The following is a 21,246-nucleotide window of genomic DNA, read 5'->3' on the forward strand; positions in this document are numbered from 1 at the left end:
AGACATGGACAAGACGCTGTATCCGCTGTCGTTCGGACAGGCGCGGTTGTGGTTCCTCAACCAGTTCGACAGCGCCTCCCCGGTCTACAACCTGCCGATCGTGCTCCGGCTCACCGGCGACCTCGACGCTGGCGTGCTCGAGCGCGCCCTGTTGGACGTGGTCGGCAGGCACGAGTCGCTGCGGACGATCTTTCCCGAGGTCGACGGCGTGCCCATCCAGCAGGTGGTCGACCTCGACGAGCTGGCCGAGCACTGGGAATTCACCGCTGAGCGGGTGTCCGGAGACGTGGTCGATGACCGGGTCGCGCAGTACGCGGGCCGCGGGTTCGACGTCTCGCGTGAGCTGCCGTTGCGTGCGGCGGTGTTCGAGCTCGGTGGTGCGGAGTTCCTGCTCGTCGCGGTGCTGCACCACATCGCGGGCGACGGCTGGTCCATGGTGCCGTTCGCGCGGGACGTGGCGCTCGCGGTCTCGGCCCGGCTCGGGGGCGTCGCGCCCGCCTGGGACGAATTGCCGGTCCAATACATCGATTACACGCTGTGGCAGCAGGAAGTGCTCGGCACCGCGGACGACCCGGACAGTGAGCTGTCGCGCCAGTCGGCGTACTGGCAGCGCACGCTGGCGGAGGCACCCGCCGAGACGAGGCTGCCGGTGGACCGGCCCCGCCCCGCCGGCGCGAGCTACGACGGCGGTTCGGTCGGCTTCACTGTCCCGCCCGCCGTGCACGTGGGACTGCTCGAACTCGCGAGGGCCGAAGGCGCGACGCCGTTCATGGTCTTGCACGCCGCGGTGGCGGTCCTGCTGTCGAAGCTCGGGGCTGGGTCCGACATCGTGATCGGGACACCGGTCGCGGGCCGGACCGACGAAGGCCTGAACGATCTGATCGGCTTCTTCCTCAACACCCTGGCTCTGCGCACCGACCTGTCGGGTGACCCCGCGTTCGCGGACGTGGTGCGCAGGGCCCGCGCCGCCGATCTGGCCGCCTACGACCACCAGGATCTGCCGTTCGAGCTGGTCGTGGAGTCGCTGAATCCCGAACGTTCGGCGGCGCGGCACCCGATCTTCCAGGTCATGATGGTGTTGCAGAACAACATTCGGCCCAGTCTGTCGCTACCCGGTGTCGAGGTCGCCGTCGAGCCGCTCGACCTGCGCACCACCAGGTTCGACCTGGAGTTCACCTTCACCGAGGATTACGACGAGAACCGCGCCGCGCGTGGCATCACGGGATCGATCCAGTTCGCGACCGACGTGTTCGACCGGCAGACGGTGGCCGGAATCGCGGAGATGCTGGTCCGGGTACTGGAAACCGTGGTCGCCGTGCCGGATACCAGGGTGTCGCGACTGTCGGTGCTGTCGAGCGCGCAGCGGCGATCAGCGACGGCTCGCGCCCCTCGGCCCGCGCCGACCCGGACGCTGACCGAGTCCTTCACCCGATCGGCATCGTGGTCGCCCGATGCCCCCGCGGTGCACTACGGAACGCGCACGCTGACCTACGGCGAACTCGACTCGGCGGCAAACCGATTGGCCCGCGACCTGATCGCCAAGGGCGTCGGCCCCGATACCTTCGTGGCGCTGCTGCTGCCACGGTCGGAGCAGATGGTGGTCGCCATGCTCGCGGTGCTCGCGGCCGGTGGCGCGTACGTGCCCGTCGACCCGGGCTACCCCGTCGAGCGGATCGAATACGTGTTGTCCGATGCCGCGCCCCGGCTGGTGCTGACCGACTCCGCGACGGAGCTGTCGGTGCGGGAACGGGCGGGCGAGCGGCTCGGCGATGCGCAGTGGGTGGCTCTCGACGCGGAGGCGGTGCAGGCCGATATCGCGGCCGGAAGCGCCGATCCGATTACCGATGCCGAGCGGTTGACGCCGTTGTCGACCGCGCACGCGGCGTACATGATCTACACCTCGGGTTCCACCGGCAGGCCCAAGGGCGTGGTGACCACGCACGCCGGAATCGTGGCGCTGCTCGACAGCGCGCTGGCCGCGGTGCGCGCGACCAAGGCCGATGTCTGGGTCTGCACACACTCGATCTCGTTCGATTTCTCGGTGTGGGAGATCTTCGGCCCCCTCGTCTCGGGCGGCCGGGTGGTGGTCGCGAGCGTCGATGTCGCCCGGACCGGCGACGAACTCGCCGCGCTGATCCGCGCCGAGGGCGTGACCGTCCTGAATATGACGCCGTCGGCGTTCTACGCCTTCCACGGCTCCCGCGATGTCTTGCCGCCATCGCTGACGACGGTGATCTTCGGCGGCGAGAGCCTGAATGCCGGCGCGGTCGGCGAACTCGTCCGGTCGGGGGCTGGACCGCGGCTGGTGAACATGTACGGCATCACCGAAACCACCGTGCACGTCACCGCCGGACAGCTCACCGCCACCGAGGTGCAGAACCCGGTGGGCAGTCCCATCGGCACCGGTCTGCCGACGACGTCGGTGCATGTCCTCGACCCGTGGTTGCAGCTCGTACCGCCGGGTGTGACCGGCGAGTTGTATGTCGGCGGTGGGCAATTGGCGCGCGGCTATCACGGCCGGGTCGACCTGACCGCATCCCGTTTCGTGGCCGACCCGTTCGGCTCGGGTGAACGGCTCTACCGCACCGGCGATCTGGCCCGCCGGACCGCGGCGGGCACGCTCGAATACCTCGGCCGTGCCGACGACCAGGTGAAGATCCGTGGCTTCCGGATCGAACTCGGTGAGGTGGAATCGGCACTGGCCGCGGTGCCCGGGGTGGGTCGCGCGGTCGCGATGGCCCGGCCGGACAACGCGGGGGCGCAGCAGCTGGTCGGCTACGTCGTCGCCGACCCGACCGGCCCGATCGACGGCCGGTCGGTACGGGAGGCGCTCGGCGCCGTGCTGCCCGCGCACCTGATTCCCGCGGTGGTGGTCGTGCTCGACGACATGCCGCTGACCGCGCACGGCAAGGTCGATCGGCGCGCGCTCCCCGCGCCGGAATTCGATGTGCTCATCGGCGATCGCGCTCCCCGCGATGCCAGGGACACCGTGCTCGCCGAGCTGTTCGCCGAGGTGCTCGGCCTGGACCGGGTCGGCATCGACGACTCCTTCTTCGACCTCGGCGGCCACTCGCTGCTCGGTGCGCGGCTGCTCAGCCGGATCCGCGCGGTGCTCGACGCCGAGCTCACTGTGCGCGACCTGTTCGAGGCGCCGACCGTCGCCGCATTGGCCGACCGGATCGCCGTCACCACCGGCGCGACCAGGCCGATGCTGGTCAAACAGCCGTACCCGGAGCGTATTCCGCTCTCCTTCGGGCAGGCGCGGCTGTGGTTCCTCAACCGGCTCGAAGGGGAGTCGGCTTCGTTCAACATCCCCGTCGTCTTGCGCCTGCGTGGCGCGCTGGATCCGGCGGTGGTGGAGCGCGCGCTGCTGGACGTGGTGGCCAGGCACGAATCGCTGCGCACTGTGTTCCCCGAACGCGACGGTGTCGCCGTGCAGGAGATCATCGATGCCGGCGAGCTCGACGGACGATGGCAGTTCAGCTCGGTGGAGGCGACCGGGGAGACGGTCGGCGCGCAGGTCGCGGAACTGGCGCAGCGTGGCTTCGATCTGACGCGGGACCTGCCGTTCCGTGCCGCGATGTTCTCGCTCGGTACCGGGAGCGCATCGGAATTCGTGCTCGCCACGGTGTTCCACCACATCGCGGCCGACGGCTGGTCGATGGCGCCGTTCGCCAGGGACGTCGCCGTAGCCGTCGCCGCACGTCTCGAAGGTGACGCGCCCGCCCGTGCTGAATTACCGGTGCAATACGCGGATTTCGCGCTGTGGCAGCGGACCGTGCTCGGGTCGATCACGGACCCGGACAGCGCGCTCTCGCACCACGCGAACTACTGGCGAGGGGTGCTGGCCGGTGCGCCCTCCGAGTTGACATTGCCCACAAACCGGCCGCGCCGGGCCACGCCTTCCTACCGCGGCGCGGCGGTGCCGATCGCGCTGTCGGCCGACGTGCACCGCGGCCTGCTCGCCATGGCTCGGTCGCGCGGCGCGAGTGTGTTCATGGTGTTGCACGCGGCGGTGTCGGTGCTGCTGTCCAAACTGGGGGCGGGCACCGATGTCGTGGTGGGGACGCCGGTCGCCGGTCGTCCCGATGTCGCCCTCGACGATGTCGTCGGGTTCTTCCTGAACACCGTCGTCCTGCGGCTGGACCTGTCCGGCGATCCCTCGTTCGCCGAGGTCGTCGAGCGGGCGCGGTCGGTGGATCTCGGTGCGTTCGAGCATCAGGAGCTGCCGTTCGAATCGCTCGTCGAGATCGTGAACCCCGAGCGGGCATCGAATCGGCATCCGCTGTTCCAGGTGCTGGTGGTAGTGCAGAACACCGAGCCGCCGGTCTTGTCGTTGCCCGGAGTGGACGTGGCCATCGAGCCCGTCGACACCGCGTCGACCAAGGTGGACCTGGAATTCACCTTCGTCGAGCAGTACGACGCGGGCGAATGCGACGGACTCACCGGCAGTCTCCGCTTCGCGACCGATCTGTTCGACGAGGCGACCGGCGCGCTGCTGGCCGAACGACTCACCGGACTGCTGGAAACGCTGGTGGCCGAGCCGGATCAGCACCTTTCGCGCGTCTCGCTCGTGTCGGGCTTCGAGCGTGCCGAGCTGGCGTCGTGGAACGACACGGCACGCGATGTTTCCGTCCTGCCGCTCCCGGATCTGTTCGCGCAGCGCGTTCGCAGCACACCCGACGCCGCGGCTGTCGTCTTCGGCGCGCGGGCGCTGTCCTATGGCGAACTCGACGCGGCAGCGAATCGGCTGGCGCGGTACCTGATCGGCTGTGGTGTCGGACCCGAGTCGTTCGTCGCGGTGATGGTTCCGCGATCGGAGCGGTTGATTGTCACGTTGCTCGCGGTGTTGAAGGCGGGTGGGGCGTATGTGCCGGTGGACGCGGAATACCCGGCCGAGCGGATCGCGTTCATGCTTGCCGATTCCGGCGCGCGGTGGGTGCTGACGGAATCATCGGTGGCGGAATCGGTTCCGGTGGAATTCACCGGTCGGCGTGTTGTGCTCGATGGACCGAATCTCGTCGCCGAGACGTTTTCGTACGCACCAGAACCCGTCGACGATGGCGATCGCTCCGCCCCGCTGCTGCCCGGCTGCGCGGCGTATGTGATCTACACGTCCGGCTCGACCGGAAAACCGAAGGGTGTCATCACTTCCCACGGGTCACTGGTGGCACACCTGGAATGGATGCGCGAGTACGTCGGTGTCGATGCCGACGATCGGGTGTTGCAGAAGACGCCGGTGAGTTTCGACGTCTCGGTGTGGGAGTTGTTCCTGCCGTTGGTCGTCGGCGGGACCGTGGTCGTCGCGGAGCCGGGTGGGCATCGTGATCCCGGATATCTGGCCGAACTGATTCGTGATTCGCGGGTGTCGGTGGCGCATTTCGTGCCGTCGATGCTCGCGCAGTTCCTGGCGGCGGGTGTGGACGCCGGTGAAGCGCTGAACACTGTCGTGTGCAGTGGCGAGGCGCTGCCGGATTCGACGGCGACACGATTCGCTGATCGGTTCGGCACTGCGGTGCGGCTGCGCAATTTTTACGGCCCGACCGAGGCGTCCATCGATGTCACCGCATCGCTGGTGCGCGCGGGTCACCCGGTGACCATCGGTACACCGGTGTGGAATACCAGGGCGTATGTGCTGGATTCGGGTCTTCAGCTTGTGCCGCCGGGTGTTCTCGGTGAGTTGTACATCGGTGGTGTGCAATTGGCGCGCGGCTATCACGGTCGCCGCGGGCTCACCGCCGCGCGGTTCGTGGCCGATCCGTTCGGCGGTGCCGGGGAGCGGATCTATCGCACCGGTGACCTGGTGCGATGGAACCTCGCAGGCGAGCTGGAGTACGTGGGGCGTGCCGACGATCAGGTGAAGATCCGAGGGTTCCGGATCGAACTGGGCGAAGTCGAAGCCGCTCTGCGGGCATTGCCTGCTGTCGAACAAGCCGTCGTGACTACCCGGCCGGACAGCGACGGCAGCCCCCGGCTCGTAGGGTATGTCGTCACCGCGACCGCTTCGGGCACGCGGATTCGCGCCGACCTCACCGCCACACTGCCCGCGCATCTGGTGCCTGGTGTCGTCGTGCTGGACGAGATGCCGTTGACGCCCAACGGAAAGATCGACCGAAAGGCATTGCCCGACCCGGACTTCGGCACACTGGTGTCGGCACGCGGACCCCGCGACGGTCGCGAGGAAGTCCTGTCCGGCCTGTTCGCCGAGGTGCTCGGCCTGCCGCGGGTCGGCATCGACGACTCGTTCTTCGAACTCGGCGGCCATTCGCTGCTCGGCACACAACTGCTCAGCCGGGTACGGACGGTGCTCGGTGTCGAGTTGTCGGTGCGCGACCTGTTCGAGGCGCCGACGGTGGCGACCCTGAGCGCGCGTGTCGATACCGCGTCGGGCCGGGTACGCGCGGCGTTGGTCCCGACCGAGCGCCCTGCGGTGCTGCCGTTGTCATCTGGTCAAGCCCGGCTGTGGTTCCTGAACCGGTTCGACGAGGGATCGGCCGGATACAACATGCCGGTGGTCCTGCGCGTACGCGGCAGGCTGGATCCCGCAACGCTCGAGGCCGCGCTGTGGGATGTGGTGTGCAGGCACGAATCGCTGCGCACCCTGTTTCCGGAACTCAACGGCACCGCGGCGCAGCGGGTGCTCACACCCGGCGAGGCCAGGGAGCATTGGGAATTCACGGCCGGTGCGGTATCCGCGGAGTCGGTCACCAAGGCTGTCACGGAATTCGTGGCTCGCGGCTTCGATCTGCTGAGTGAACTGCCCTTCCGCGCCACGGTTTTCGAGCATCAGGGTGCCGACTCCGACGAGCGCGAATTCACGTTGGTCACCGTGCTGCACCACATCGTCGCCGACGGCTGGTCGATGGCACCGTTCGCGCGGGATGTCAGCCTGGCACTGGCCGCCCGTGGTGCCGGGCGTGCCCCCGAATGGCCGCCGCTGCCCGCGCAGTACGCGGACTACACGCTGTGGCAGGCCCGGTCGCTCGGATCAGCCACCGACCCGGACAGCGAACTCTCGCGTCAGCGGGACTACTGGACCGGGGCGCTGGCCGGTCTGCCGCCCGAACTCGCACTTCCCGCCGACCGGCACCGGCCCGCCGACCCCACCGGCTCCGGTGCCCGCGTCGACTTCACCATCGGCGCCGATGCCCACGCCGCGCTACTGCGTCTGACCAGGTCGCGGGGCGCGAGTGTCTTCATGGTGTTGCATACCGCCGTCGCGGTCATGCTGTCCAAACTCGGGGCAGGCCACGACATCGTCGTCGGCACGCCGATCGCGGGCCGCACCGACGAGAACCTCGCCGACCTGGTCGGCTTCTTCCTCAACACGCTGGTGCTGCGGACCGACCTGTCCGGCGATCCCACCCTCGGTCAGGTGCTCGACCGCGTTCGCGCGACGGACCTGGCCGCCTACGACCACCAGGACATTCCCTTCGAAACGCTGGTCGACATCGTCGACCCCGAACGCGTGGTCGGCAGGCATCCGCTCTTCCAGGTGATGCTGGTGCTACAGAACACCGCGACACCCGAACTGTCGCTGCCCGGTCTCGACATCGCGGTCGAACCCGTCGAGACCACGCGGACGAAGGTCGACCTGGAGTTCACCTTCGCCGAGCAATACGGTCCCGACCGGGCACCCGATGGCCTGACCTGCTCGGTGCAGTACGCCACCGAGCTGTTCGACACCGGCACCGTCGAGCTGCTGACCGAACGCCTCCTCGACAGCCTCACCACGCTGGCCGCGGAACCGGAGTTGCCGCTGTCGGGGTTGTCCTTGGTGTCGGCGCGGGAACGTGCCGCGCTGGCATCGTGGAATGCCACAACGCGCGATGTCACCGCCTCGCCGGTGCCGGATCAGTTCGCCGAGCGGGTCCGCCGCGCGCCCGACGAGGTGGCAGTCGTCTTCGGCGAGCAGGAGCTGTCCTACCGCGAACTCGACGAGGCGTCGAATCGGCTGGCGCGGTACCTGATCGGGTGTGGCATCGGCCCCGAATCCTTTGTCGCGGTGATGATGCCGCGGTCGGAACGGTTGATCGTCGCCCTGCTCGCGGTGCTGAAGGCCGGTGGCGCGTATGTGCCGGTGGATCCGGAGTATCCGGCGGAGCGGATCGCGTATCTGCTGACCGACTCGGGTGTGCGGGTATTGCTGACGGAATCCGCAGTGGCCGAGGTGATTCCCGAGGACTTCTCCGGCAGTCGCGTCGTGCTGGACGAGCCTGTGGTGGCAGCTGTCATCGCGGCGGGCGAGGACGAAGGAGTCTCCCGGGCGGCGCCAGAGGGCGCGGCGTATGTGATCTACACGTCTGGGTCGACGGGACAGCCGAAGGGTGTCATCACCTCGCACGCGTCCTTGGCGGCGCATCTGGAGTGGATGCGCGAGTACATCGATCTCGACGCTGATGATCGGGTGTTGCAGAAGACGCCGGTGAGTTTCGACGTGTCGGTGTGGGAGTTGTTCCTGCCCTTGGTCGTCGGTGCCCGGGTTGTCGTCGCCGCGCCCGGTGGACATCGCGATCCCGGCTATCTGGCCGAGCTGATCAGCTCCGCCGGGGTGACGGTGACGCACTTCGTCCCCTCGATGCTGGATCAATTCCTCGCCGCCGGTGTTGATGCCGGTCCTTCGCTGTCCTGTGTGGTGTGCAGCGGTGAGGCACTGACGGATTCGACCGCCGGCCGTTTCGCGGAACGCTTCGGCGCCTCGGTGCGGCTGCGCAATCTCTACGGTCCCACCGAGGCATCGATCGATGTCACCGCGTCGCTGGTGCGCGCGGGGAGTCCGGTGACCATCGGCACGCCGGTGTGGAATACCCGCGCCCATGTGCTGGATGCCGGATTGCAGCTCGTTCCAGCGGGTGTCGTCGGTGAGTTGTATGTCGCCGGCGTGCAGTTGGCTCGTGGATACCACGGACGTGCGGGGCTGACCGCGGGCCGGTTCGTCGCCGACCCGTTCGGTAGCTCCGGCGACAGGCTCTATCGCACCGGTGATCTGGTGCGGTGGACGCGGTCCGGCGAACTCGAGTACGTCGGTCGAACCGATGATCAGGTCAAGATCCGCGGCTTCCGGATCGAGCTCGGTGAAGTCGAGACAGCGCTGCGCGCACTCGACGGCATCGCGCGCGCTGTCGCCGTCGCCCGCACCGATCGCGGCTCTGCGCCACAGCTGGTCGGGTACGTGGTGCCCGACGTCGGCGCCGCGGTCGACGTCACAGCCTGCCGCGCCGCGCTGACCGACCGACTGCCCGCGCACCTGGTCCCCACCGTGATCGTCGCGCTGACCGAGCTGCCGCTCACCTCGAACGGCAAGGTCGACCGCCGCGCGCTGCCCGCACCGGACTTCACCGCCCTGGTGACCGCACGCGCGCCGCGAGACGAACGCGAGCAGATCCTGTGCGAGGTGTTCGCCGAGGTCCTCGGCCTTGACCGGGTCGGTATCGATGACTCGTTCTTCGATCTCGGCGGCGACAGCATCCTGTCCATCCGCCTGGTCGCGGCGGCGAAGGAGCGCGGCGCGCTGCTGACATTGCGCGACATCTTCGTCCACAAGTCCCCGGTCGAGCTGGCCGCCGTCGTCGGGTGGGGGGCCGCCGACGCGGAGAGCACGCCCGCCGACGACGAACCGCTCGTCGAACTCAGCCAGGACGAACTCGACGACATCGAGAAGTACCTCGAAGGAGATTTTCTGTGACCGCGACGAATTCGAGGCGGGTCGAGAGCATTCTGCCGCTGTCACCCTTGCAGCGCGGACTGATGTTCCACCACGAATATTCCGGTGACACCGATGTCGACGTCTACACCGTGCTGACGGTCGCGACGATCGACGGTCCCCTCGACGCCGACCTGCTGCGGACCTGCGTCGACCGGTTGCTCGCGCGGCACGCGAATCTGCGGGTGTTCTTCCGCAGCCGCAACGACAAGGATCCGGTGCAGGTCGTCCTGTCGGCCATCCCGTCCGAGCTCAGGGTGTCCAGTTCGCTGATCGGCCTGACCGGTGCCGAGCGGGAAGCGGCCTGGGACACGGTGTTCCAGGAGATCCGGAACACCCCGTTCGAGTTGTCGCGGCCGCCGCTGATCCGGTTCACGCTGGTCGAATTCGGCGAGCACGAGCACAAACTCGTCGTCTCCTGCCATCACATCCTGCTCGACGGCTGGTCGATTCCGTTGCTGATGCAGGACCTGTTCGTGCTGTACCGCAACAACGGCACCGACCTCGCGCCGCCGCCCCCCGCCTTCGCGGACTACCTGCGCTGGATGGCCAAGCAGGACCTGGGCGCCTCGGCCGCCCGCTGGGCCGCCTCGCTGCACGGTGCGGAGCCGAGTCTGCTGGCGCCGGACAGCCGGTCCGCGGAGCGGGTGGCGCCCTCCGACATCGTGTTCGAGCTGAGCGACGAACTCTCGCGCGGTATCGAGTCGGCCGGACGTGCGCTCGGCGTGACGATGAGCAGCGTGGTGCGTGGCGCCTGGGCGATGACGCTGGGCCTGCAGCTGCAGAGCTCGGATGTGGTCATCGGATCGACGGTGTCCGGCAGGCCACCGCACGTCGCGGGCATCGAGCGGATGATCGGCCTGTTCATCAATACCGTGCCGGTCCGGGTGTCGTGGACCGCGCAGCAGACGCTGGCGGGTGTCATCGGGGACGTGCAGGCGGCCAAGGCGGACTTCGTCGACGACGAGTACGTCGGCCTGCCCGACATCTACGCCGCCGGCGCGCGCCGGGACCTGTTCGATTCGCTGGTGATCTTCCAGAACTATCCGATCGAGCTCAACGGAGCGCTCATCTCCGAGGATTCCGCGACGTCGGTGCGCGGGCTCTCGGGTTTCGACGGCACGCACTACGCGGTGACCCTGGTCGTGTTTCCCGGGCCTGTGCTGGAGATCCGTTTCGCCTACCGGCCCGAGCTGGTCGCCACCGCGACGGCGGAGGGTCTGGTGCAGCGGTTCGTGCGCGTCCTCGAAGCGATCGTCGAGAGCCCGGATCGCCGCGTCTCGGAGATTCCGCTGCTGTCGGAGCAGGAGCGTCACCTCGTCCTGTCCGAGTGGAACGCGACCGAGCACCCGGTCGGCCCGGACCCGCTGCCCGACCTGTTCGCGCGACAGGCGCGGAGCACTCCCTCTGCCGTCGCGGTCCGCAGCGGTGCGACGGCGCTGACGTACGCTGAGCTGGACGAAGCGGCCAACCGTCTGGCCCGCTACCTGATCGCCCGTGGCGCTGGGCCCGAATCCTTTGTCGCGCTGATGCTTCCCCGCTCCGAGCAGCTCGTGGTGGCGATGCTGGCGGTGCTGAAGACCGGCGCCGCCTACGTACCGCTCGATCCGGCCTACCCGCAGGACCGGATCACGTTCATGCTCGCCGACTCCGGCGCACGCTGGGTTATCACCGATTCGGTGACGGCGGCGCCGAGGGAGTCGGCAGCGGGGGCGTCGACGACGGAATGGCTGCGCCTGGACGACCCGCAGCTGCGCGCCGAACTCGACGATGCCCTCCCGGTGACCGATGCCGACCGCCTGGCTCCGCTGCGGCCGGACCATCCCGCCTACGCCATCTACACCTCGGGTTCGACCGGCCTGCCCAAGGGCGTGGTCGTCGGTCACGCGGCACTGGTGAATTTCCTTGCCCAAATGGACCATTCGCTCGCGCTCGACGCACAGGACCGCTGGCTGGCGGTCACTACGGTCTCCTTCGACATCGCCGCGCTGGAGTTGTACCTGCCGCTGATCTCCGGCGCGACAGTCCGCATCGCCTCCGACGCCGCCGCCAGGGACGCCGCCCTGCTCGCCGCCGAACTCCGTACCTCCGGCGCGACGATCATGCAGGCCACACCCGCCATGTGGGCGTCTGTGCATACCGTCGACGCGGACTCGTACCGCGGTGTCCGGGTGCTGGTCGGCGGCGAAGCGCTCCCGGCCGCGTTGGCGAGCGCGCTCGACGAACATGCCGCGTCGGTGCTGAACCTCTACGGCCCCACCGAGGCGACCGTCTGGTGCACTCAGTCGGAGATCGGTGTCGATACCCCGACGATCGGCAAGCCCTTCCACAACACCCGCACCTATGTGCTCGACCGGCAACTGTCCCCGGTCCCACCCGGCGTGATCGGTGAGCTCCATATCGGTGGGGCTCAGCTGGCGCGCGGGTATCACGGTCGCGCGGCGCTGACCGCCGCGCGTTTCGTCGCCGACCCGTTCGGCTGGGGGCGGCTGTACCGGACCGGCGACCTGGTGCGCTGGACCACCACCGGCGAACTCGAATACGTGGGCCGGGCGGATGATCAGGTGAAGATCCGCGGCTTCCGCATCGAACTCGGCGAGGTCGAATCGGCGCTGGGCAAGGTCGCCGGTGTCGGGCGCGGAGTCGTCGTCGTGCGGCCCGATCGCGCGGGCGCCGCACAGCTGGTCGGATATGTCGTCGCGGAACCCGGCGCCACCCTCGACAGCGCGCGGGTGCGATCGGAGCTGGCCGCGGTGCTGCCAGCCCACATGGTGCCGCTGCTCGTCGTCGTGCTCGACGAGCTCCCGCTGACGCCGAACCGCAAGGTGGACCGGCGGGCCCTGCCCGCACCCGACTTCGGTCAGCTCGTCACCACCCGCGGACCGCGCGATGCCCGCGAGGAAGTGCTGTGCGGGCTGTTCGCCGAAGTGCTCGGTCTGGAGCGGGTCGGCATCGACGATTCGTTCTTCGACCTCGGCGGGCACTCGCTGTCCGCGCCGCGCCTGGTGAGCCGGGTGCGCGCGGTTCTCGACGTCGAGATCACCGTGCGCGACCTGTTCGACGCTCCGACGGTGGCCCTGCTCAGCGAGCGGGCCGTTGCCGCGAGCACGGCGAAACGGCCGGTGCTGGCCAAGACCGACCGGCCGACGACGGTGCCGCTGTCCTTCGGCCAGGCGCGCCTGTGGTTCCTGAATCGATTCGAAGGCGCCTCGGCGATCTACAACGTCCCGGTCGTGCTGCGGCTGCGCGGTGCGCTCGACCCGCGGGTACTCGAACAGGCGCTGCTGGATGTGGTGACCAGGCACGAATCCTTGCGCACCGTGTTCCCCGACAATGACGGCGTCCCGCGGCAGCGGATCCTCGAGATCGCGGAACTGGCCGAGCGCTGGGATTTCCGCTCCGCCACGGCGACAGCGGAGGACGTGTCCGGCGCCGTCGCCCGGTTCGGCGCACGCGGGTTCGATGTCTCCCACGAACTGCCGTTGCGCGTCGCGGTGTTCGAGCTTTCCGCCGAAACCGGCATGGCCGAGCGCGAATTCGTGCTTGCCGCGGTGCTGCACCACATCGTCGCCGACGGCTGGTCGATGGTGCCGTTCGCGCGCGATGTGGCTGTCGCGGTCTCGGCCCGGCTCGCCGGCTCCGCGCCGGGCTGGCCGGAGCTGCCGGTGCAGTACGCGGACTTCGCGCTGTGGCAGCGCGCGGTGCTCGGATCGGCGTCGGATCCCGGCAGTGAACTGTCCCGTCAGCTGGGATATTGGCGTGGCGTGCTGGCTGGTGCGCCAACGGAACTCGCGCTGCCGGTGGATCGGTCGCGGCCCGCGGTGCCGTCCTACCGGGGCGGTGCCGTGCCGATCGCGCTCTCGGCGCAGGCGCACCAGGGTGTGCTGCGGGTGGCGCGGTCGTGTGGCGCGAGCGTGTTCATGGTGCTGCACGCGGCGGTGTCGGTGCTGCTGTCCAAGCTCGGCGCCGGCACCGATGTGGTGGTCGGAACGCCGATCGCGGGCAGGCCGGACGCGGCGCTCGACGAGGTCGTCGGGTTCTTCCTGAACACCCTGGTGCTGCGGGTGGACGTATCGGGTGACCCGTCGTTCGCCGCGGTGGTCGAGCGCGCCCGGTCGGTCGACCTCGGCGCCTTCGAGCATCAGGATGTGCCGTTCGAGGTGCTGGTCGAGGCGCTGAACCCGGAGCGGGTGCTCAACCGCCACCCCCTGTTCCAGGTCGCGGTCGTCCTGCAGAACAACGACCGGCCCGAGATGTCGCTGCCCGGCGTGCACATCGCCGCCGAACGGCTCGAGGAAGCGACCAAGTTCGACCTCGAGTTCAACTTCACCGAGCAGTTCGGCGCGGACCGGGCCGCCGAGGGCATCAGCGGATCGCTGCGGTACTCGACCGACCTGTATGACGAAGGCACGGCCGCCGCGATCGTGCGGCGGCTGGTGACGATGCTGGAAACTGTTGTCGCCGAACCGGAGCGACGGCTGTCGCAGCTGTCGTCGGTGACGGGCGCCGAGCGCGAACTGGTGCTGGGTTCGTGGAACGACACCGCGCGTGCGGTGTCAGGGACATCGGTGCTGGAGCGGTTCGCCGAGCAGGCGCGGCGGGCGCCCGATGCCGTAGCCGTCGTGTTCGGCGACCGCGCGCTGTCGTATCGGGAGCTGGATCTGGCCTCGAACCGATTGGCGCACTGGTTGATCGATCGAGGTGTCGGGCCCGAGTCGTTCGTCGCGGTGATGGTGCCGCGTTCGGAGCGATTGGTTGTCACCCTGCTGGCCGTCCTCAAGGCCGGCGGTGCGTATGTGCCGGTGGATCCGGAATACCCCGCCGAGCGGAGAGCGTTCATGCTGGCCGACTCAGGTGCCCAGCTGGTGCTCACGGAATCGTCGATCGCGGCCGAACGCGCAGGTGAAGCAGTCGTTCTCGACGCGCCCCAGATCGCTGCCGAGATAGCGGCGGCCGATCAACGGGCGGTGGGCGACGCGGATCGCATCACTCGACCGGCGCCTGGTTGCTCGGCTTACGTGATCTACACATCCGGATCGACGGGCAGGCCGAAGGGTGTCGTCACCTCGCACGCGTCCTTGGCGGCGCATCTGGAGTGGATGCGCGAGTACGTCGGTCTCGGGGCTGATGATCGGGTGTTGCAGAAGACGCCGGTGAGTTTCGACGTGTCGGTGTGGGAGTTGTTCCTGCCGTTGGTCGTCGGTGCCCGGGTTGTCGTCGCCGAGCCCGGTGGGCATCGTGATCCGGGGTACCTCGCCGAGCTGGTTCGTAGCGCGGCGGTGTCGGTGGCGCATTTCGTGCCGTCGATGCTCGACCAGTTCCTGGCGGTGGGCACCGAGATCGGCGACTCCTTGTCGACGGTGGTGTGCAGTGGCGAGGCACTGCCGGATTCGACGGCAGGCCGGTTCGCCGATCGGTTCGGCGCCGCCGTGTCGCTGCGCAATCTCTATGGCCCGACCGAGGCGTCCATCGATGTGACGGCCGCACGAGTCCAGGCGGGCGCACCCGTGACCATTGGTGCGCCGGTGTGGAATACGCGAACCTACGTGCTGGACGAGGGCTTGCAGCTCGTGCCACCCGCTGTGGTGGGCGAGCTGTATGTCGGGGGCGTCCAGCTGGCGCGTGGCTACCACGCGAGGCCAGGCTTGACCGCCTCGCGATTCGTCGCCGACCCCTTCGGCGCTACCGGGGACAGGCTGTACCGCACCGGTGACCTGGTGCGGTGGACGCCCACCGGCGAACTGGACTACGTGGGCAGGGCCGACGACCAGGTGAAGATCCGTGGTTTCCGCATCGAGCTCGGCGAGATCGAGGCCGCCCTGCGCGCCCTCCCAGGAATTTCGCAGGCGGTCGTCGTGACCTGGCCGGACGGCACGGGCGCACCGCAGCTGGTCGGCTACGTCGTGACCGAATCCGGGGACATCGCCGACAGCGCACGTCTCCGGCGCGACCTGGCGGAGGCGCTACCAGCACAGATGATCCCGGCCACGATCATCGGACTCACCGCGCTGCCCCTGACGCCCAACGGCAAGCTCGACCGCGGGGCGCTGCCCGCGCCCGCCTTCCTCGGCCACCTGGACTACCGCGCTCCGCGCGACGGCCGCGAGGACGTGCTCTGCGGGTTGTTCGCCGACGTCCTCGGCGTCGACCGGGTTGGGATCGACGACTCGTTCTTCGACCTCGGCGGGCATTCGCTGCTCGGCACGCGGCTGCTGAGCCGGGTGCGGACCGTGCTCGGTGCGGAGCTCACCGTGCGGGATCTGTTCGAGGCGCCGACCGTGTCAGCCCTGGCGGTCCGGGTCGGCGAGGCGTCGGGCCGGGCCAGGTTGCCGCTGGTCAGGGCCGAACGCCCGGCGGTCCTGCCGCTGTCGTTCGGTCAGTCGAGGTTGTGGTTCCTGAACCGGTTCGAGGGTGGTTCGGCCAGTTACAACATGCCCGTGGTGCTGCGGGTGCGTGGCCGGTTGGACGATGTCGTGCTGCGTGACGCGCTGCGGGATGTTCTCCGCAGGCACGAGACGCTGCGGACGATCTTTCCCGCCGAGCGGGGTGTCCCGCGGCAGGAGATCGTCGCGCCCGCCGATCTCGACACCTATCCCGGCTGGTTCAGTTCAGCCACGGTCGATGCGGGCGGCGCCGACGATGCGGTGACCGAACTCGCTGGTCGCGGATTCGACCTCACCCGCGAATTGCCTGTGCGTATCGGCGTATTCGCCGTCGGCGAGACCAGCGACGCGCGGGAATTCGTGCTGGCGGCGATCCTGCACCACATCGCCGCCGACGGTTGGTCGATGGCGCCGTTCGCCCGTGATATCGCGGTGGCGGTGGGCGCGCGCCTCGGCGGTGAATCGCCGAACCTGCCCGAATTGCCCGTCCAGTACGTCGATTTCGCGCTCTGGCAGCAGCAGTTGCTCGGCTCGGAGACCGACCCGGACAGCGAGCTGTCGCGCCAGCTCGCCTACTGGCAGGCAACTCTCGACGGCGCACCGCTCGAACTGGCGCTGCCCGCCGACCGGCCGCGCCCGCCGATCGCGAGCTATCAGGGTGCGGGCACGAGCTTCGCGCTGTCGGCGCAGGCCCACCGCGGCGTGCTCGATCTCGCCCGCTCCAGCGGTGGGAGTGTCTTCATGGTGCTGCACGCGGGACTGTCGGTACTGCTGTCGAAACTCGGTGCGGGAGAAGACATCGTGCTCGGCACCGCGATCGCGGGCCGAACCGACGAAGCGCTCGACGATCTCGTCGGCTTCTTCCTGAACACCCTCGTGCTGCGCGCCGACCTGTCCGGCGATCCCACGTTCGGTGAACTGGTGCAGCGCATCCGAGCCGTCGACCTCGCGGCGTACGAGCATCAGGACGTGCCGTTCGAGGCACTCGTCGAAGCGGTGAACCCGCAACGCGCGTTCAACCGGCACCCGCTGTTCCAGGTGATGCTGGTGTTGCAGAACAACGCCATGCCCGAACTCTCGCTGCCTGGCCTGCACATCGAGACCGCGACCGTCGACGCCGTCAGCACCAAGTTCGATCTCGAATTCGGTTTCACCGAGCGGTATTCCGAGGGTGTGCCGGACGGCATCGACGCCACCTTGCAGTACTCGACCGATCTGTTCGACGCCGAGACCGCGGCCCTGCTTGCCCACCGGCTCGGTGAGCTCGTGGCGGCGCTGGCCGCCGAGCCGCAGCGGCCGATCTCGCGGTTCAGCGTCGCATGGGATCGTGCGATGGCCTCCGCGCCCGAGCCCGCGCCCGCGGCGGAGATCGGCCAGGGGGAGGCGGACGCGGAAACGGTCGCCGTGCTCCTGCGCATCGTGCGCGAAGCGCTCGGCGTCGACGAGATCGGTGTGCGCGATGTGTTCTTCGAACACGGCGGCACCTCGATGAAGGCGATCGCGGCGGCCGAGCACATCCGGGCGGCACTCGACCCCGAATTCGAGCTGCGCACGCTGTTCGAAGCGCCGACGGTGGCCGAACTCGCGCTTCGTGTGCGGCCAGGCATGGTCACCGGCACGCCGGAGGCTGGACAGGTCTTCGACCCCATTGTGCGCTGGGGTGAGCCGGGTCGGTCGTCGGTGTTCTGCCTGTACCCCAACAGTGGCTTCGCCTGGAGCTACGCGGAGTTGCGCTCCCAGCTGCCCGTCGAATTCGGGATCTACGGAGTCCAAGCGGATTTCGCGGCAGGCGAGGACGGCAGGGACCTCACCGAGATCGCGGCGGCGGTCGCCGAGCGCATCCGCGCGGTCGACCCGGCGGGTCCGTGGCAACTGGTCGGCTGGTCCTTCGGCGCGGTGCTGGCACACGCGGTGGCGGTGCGGCTCGTCGCGCTCGGCGGAACTGTGCTGCCGCCGATCCTGCTCGACGGCTACCCCGCGCGGGCCTTCGACGCGGCCGAACGAGAGGCGTCGACCATCGACGATCCCGAGTTCAACCGTGGCTTCGCACTCGCCGTCGGCCTCGACCCGGCCACGGCGGAGCTGGCCACGCTCGACGACGCGGGCTTGGCCGAGCTGATGACCAGGGAGCGGGGCTGGACCGTGCCCCCGGAGCGCATCGCCGGTGTTCGGGCGGTCGCGCGCCGCAATCCCGAACTGTTGCACGACCACACACCCGGACTGCTCGACGCCGACCTCGTGCTGTTCCGGGCCGCCCGGCGGGAACGGCCGATCGACCCGGCCGTGTGGCAGCCGCACGTCACCGGCTCGATCACCGTCGTCGAGGTCGACCACGGCCACGACGACATGTGCGAACCGGGTGTCCTGGCCCAGGTCGCGGCCCGGATCAGGGCGAACACAGCGGAACAGGGCTCGGCGCGGACCGAGCCGACGACAACGATGGGAACACCATGAACGTCTCGGAAATCGAAATCGAATTGGAAGCGCTACTGCGCGAAGAACTCTCGGTCGACGTCGCCGAGATCGACTCCTCCTCGCGGCTGATCGACGATCTCGGGCTCGACTCGGTGGCCTTCGCCATCTCGATCGTCGCGATCGAGGACCGCCTCGGCGTGCGGGTCTCCGAGCGCGAGTTGCTCGAGTGCACCACGCTCGGCGACATCGCGGCGGCGGTCCACCGTCGCCAGCCCGCGGCCGCGCAGGCGAAATGACGAGGGGGATGCGGGTGTCGACGGGCAATGTGCTGCTCGAGACGATCACGGCGAATCTGGCGGGCAGCGGCACGCTCCGACTGCTGAACAAAGAGACGGGCGAATGGGAAGCGCGCACCTGGGCCGCGCTCTACGAGCGCTCCGAGGCGATCGCGGCACGATTGATCGACGAGGACGAGACGGCGGGCGCGCCGATCGCGGTGCTCGGTGAGCCCAGGTTCGACGGCATCGCCGCGCTGTGCGGCGCCTGGCTCGCGGGTCGGGCGGCCACCGTCATCGCTGGGCCCAACAGGTTCGCCGGGGTGGATATCTGGGCGGCGCGGACCCGATCGCAGCTCGCGACGCTCGGGGTCTCGCACCTGTTCGGGCAGGGAACCGGACTGGCCGCGCTGGCCGATGCCGGTGCCGCCGAGAGCGTCCGGCTGGTCGGCGCGGAGGCGGTGGGGTCATGGCAACCGGCGAGGTCGTCGTTCCAGCCCCGCCCGACCGGGTCGGCCGACGTCGCCGTCTACCAGGGCACCGCGGGGTCGACCGGCTCGTCGAAGACGGTGATGCTATCCGCCGAATCGACACTGAACCACCTGAACGCCGTGGTCGAGCGGCAGAAGTTCGACCGCGGGTCCGATGTGCTGTGCAGCTGGTTGCCGCTCTATCACGACATGGGCCTGACGATGCTGCTCGGCGGACTGCTCACCGGCGCCGACACCTGGCTCGCGCCGACCTCGGCGTTCGCCAAGGCGCCGTTCGACTGGCTGGACTGGCTGACCGAGAGCCGCGCCACCGTCACCGCGGCGCCGAACTTCGCCTACGCCCTGCTGGGGCGCTATGCCCGCGTCGCCAAGAACGCCGACCTCGGCGCATTGCGGTTCGCCGTCAACGGCGGCGAACCGATCGACGTCGACGCCTCCGAGCGATTCGGCAGCGAGCTGGCGCGATTCGGCTTTCCCCGCGAATCGATCGCCGCGTCGTACGGCCTCGCCGAGGCCGCGTGCGGAGTCACCATGCCCGCGCCGTCGTCGGGGCTGGAATTCGATGTGCTCGCGGCGACCAGCACCGCACCCGAGCGCAGGGTCGCCCTGCTCGGCAGGCCGCTCGACGGCGTCGAGGTGCGGCTGCGGGCGTCCGCGCATGCCGAAGGGATCGAGGCCGACCGTGCGGTGGGCGAGGTCGAATTCCGTTCCACCGGACAGATGTCGGGGTATTACGGCGATCCGGCGATTCCCGCGGACGAGTGGATCAGCACCGGCGACCTCGGCTACCTCGTCGACGGGCAGCTGGTGGTGTGCGGGCGGAGCAAGGAATTGATCATGATCGGCGGGCGCAATATCTTCCCGCACGATGTGGAGCGGGCGGTCGACGCCGTCGCCGGTGTCCGCGCGGGCAATGTGGTCGCGCTCAGTGCGGCCGGTGGTCGCGTCGGGTCGGATCGGCTGATCGTGGTCGCCGAATTCGCCGGTGCCGACCGGGACGCCGCGCGCGGTGAGATCGCCGCGCGGACGACGGCGGAGTGCGGGATCACGCCCGCGCTGGTCGAGTTGGTCGAGCCCAACTCGCTGCCGAAGACGTCGTCGGGGAAGCTGCGCCGCGTCGAAGTCGCCCAGCGTTACCGATGAGGGCGGAGGTGACCACGGCACCGGTGCCCGTTGCCTGGCACTACGTGGTGGCCGACACGGTTACCATGGTCAAACGCAACGTCATCCGGCTGTCCAGGGAACCCGATGTCCTGCTGTTCTCGGTGATCTCGCCGATCATGTTCGTCGTGTTGTTCGCCTACGTGTTCGGTGGCGTGATCACGGTGTCGGAAGCCGCGGGTGGCTATCGGGAGTACCTGGTAGCAGGCGTTTTCGCGCAGACCGCGGTCTCGGCGACGCCGTATACCGGTGCGGCGCTGGTCGAGGACATGCGCCGCGGCATCATCGATCGGTTCCGTACTCTGCCGATGGCACCGGGGGCGGTGCTGATCGGGCGGACCACCGGGGATGTGGTGATCAATGTCGTCGGCCTTGCGGTGATGTCACTGGCCGGGCTGGTGGTGGGCTGGCGGGTGCGTGGCTCGTGGCTCGACGCGATCGCGGCCTTCGCGCTGCTCGTCGTCTTCGCCTACGCGCTCTCGTGGGTGATGGCGGTCATCGGGTTGCTGGTGCGGACCGCGGAGGCGTTCCACGGCGCCAGTCTGTTGCTCGTGTTTCCGCTGACCTTCGTCGCCAACACCTACATTCCGGTCCGCGAGCTGCCGACGATATTGCGCGTGGTCGCCGAGTGGAATCCGGTGTCGGCGTTGACCCAGGCTATCCGGGTGCTGTTCGGCAACATCGATCCCGCGACCGCCGCACCGGCCTGGCCGATGCAGCATCCGGTGGCGGTGACGCTGCTCTGGGCCGCGCTGATGCTGGCGATCAGCGTTCCGATGGCGATCCGGTTGTACGCGCGCAGCCTCAGCCGCTGAGGC

5 protein-coding genes are annotated in these 21,246 nt (G+C 69.0%); all 5 read left to right on the top strand.

The features are described from left to right. Positions 1-4: 4 nt before the first annotated feature. The 5 genes from ACWF9G_RS15310 to ACWF9G_RS15330 all read left to right on the top strand — a co-directional run bounded on the left by ACWF9G_RS15310 (position 5) and on the right by ACWF9G_RS15330 (position 21,243). Positions 5-9,685, top strand: a complete 9,681-nt coding sequence (locus tag ACWF9G_RS15310) for an amino acid adenylation domain-containing protein (protein WP_452515880.1) — start codon at positions 5-7, stop codon at positions 9,683-9,685. Beyond that, a complete protein-coding gene (locus ACWF9G_RS15315) occupies positions 9,682-18,540 on the top strand; it encodes an amino acid adenylation domain-containing protein (protein WP_452515881.1) in 8,859 nt (2,952 codons plus the stop codon). Before ACWF9G_RS15310 ends, ACWF9G_RS15315 begins: the two co-directional genes overlap by 4 nt. Next, complete coding sequence (locus tag ACWF9G_RS15320) at positions 18,537-18,797, top strand: acyl carrier protein (protein WP_452515883.1); 261 nt, start codon at positions 18,537-18,539, stop codon at positions 18,795-18,797. Before ACWF9G_RS15315 ends, ACWF9G_RS15320 begins: the two co-directional genes overlap by 4 nt. Continuing rightward, a complete protein-coding gene (locus tag ACWF9G_RS15325) occupies positions 18,794-20,410 on the top strand; it encodes an AMP-binding protein (RefSeq protein WP_452515885.1) in 1,617 nt (538 codons plus the stop codon). Before ACWF9G_RS15320 ends, ACWF9G_RS15325 begins: the two co-directional genes overlap by 4 nt. A 65-nt stretch (positions 20,411-20,475) precedes the next feature. Beyond that, positions 20,476-21,243 carry an ABC transporter permease gene (locus ACWF9G_RS15330; protein WP_452515942.1) on the top strand — a complete coding sequence of 256 codons (768 nt, stop codon included), beginning with the start codon at positions 20,476-20,478 and terminating at the stop codon, positions 21,241-21,243. The last annotated feature ends 3 nt before the right edge of the window (positions 21,244-21,246 follow it).

Source organism: Nocardia sp. NPDC055029, from assembly GCF_053608525.1.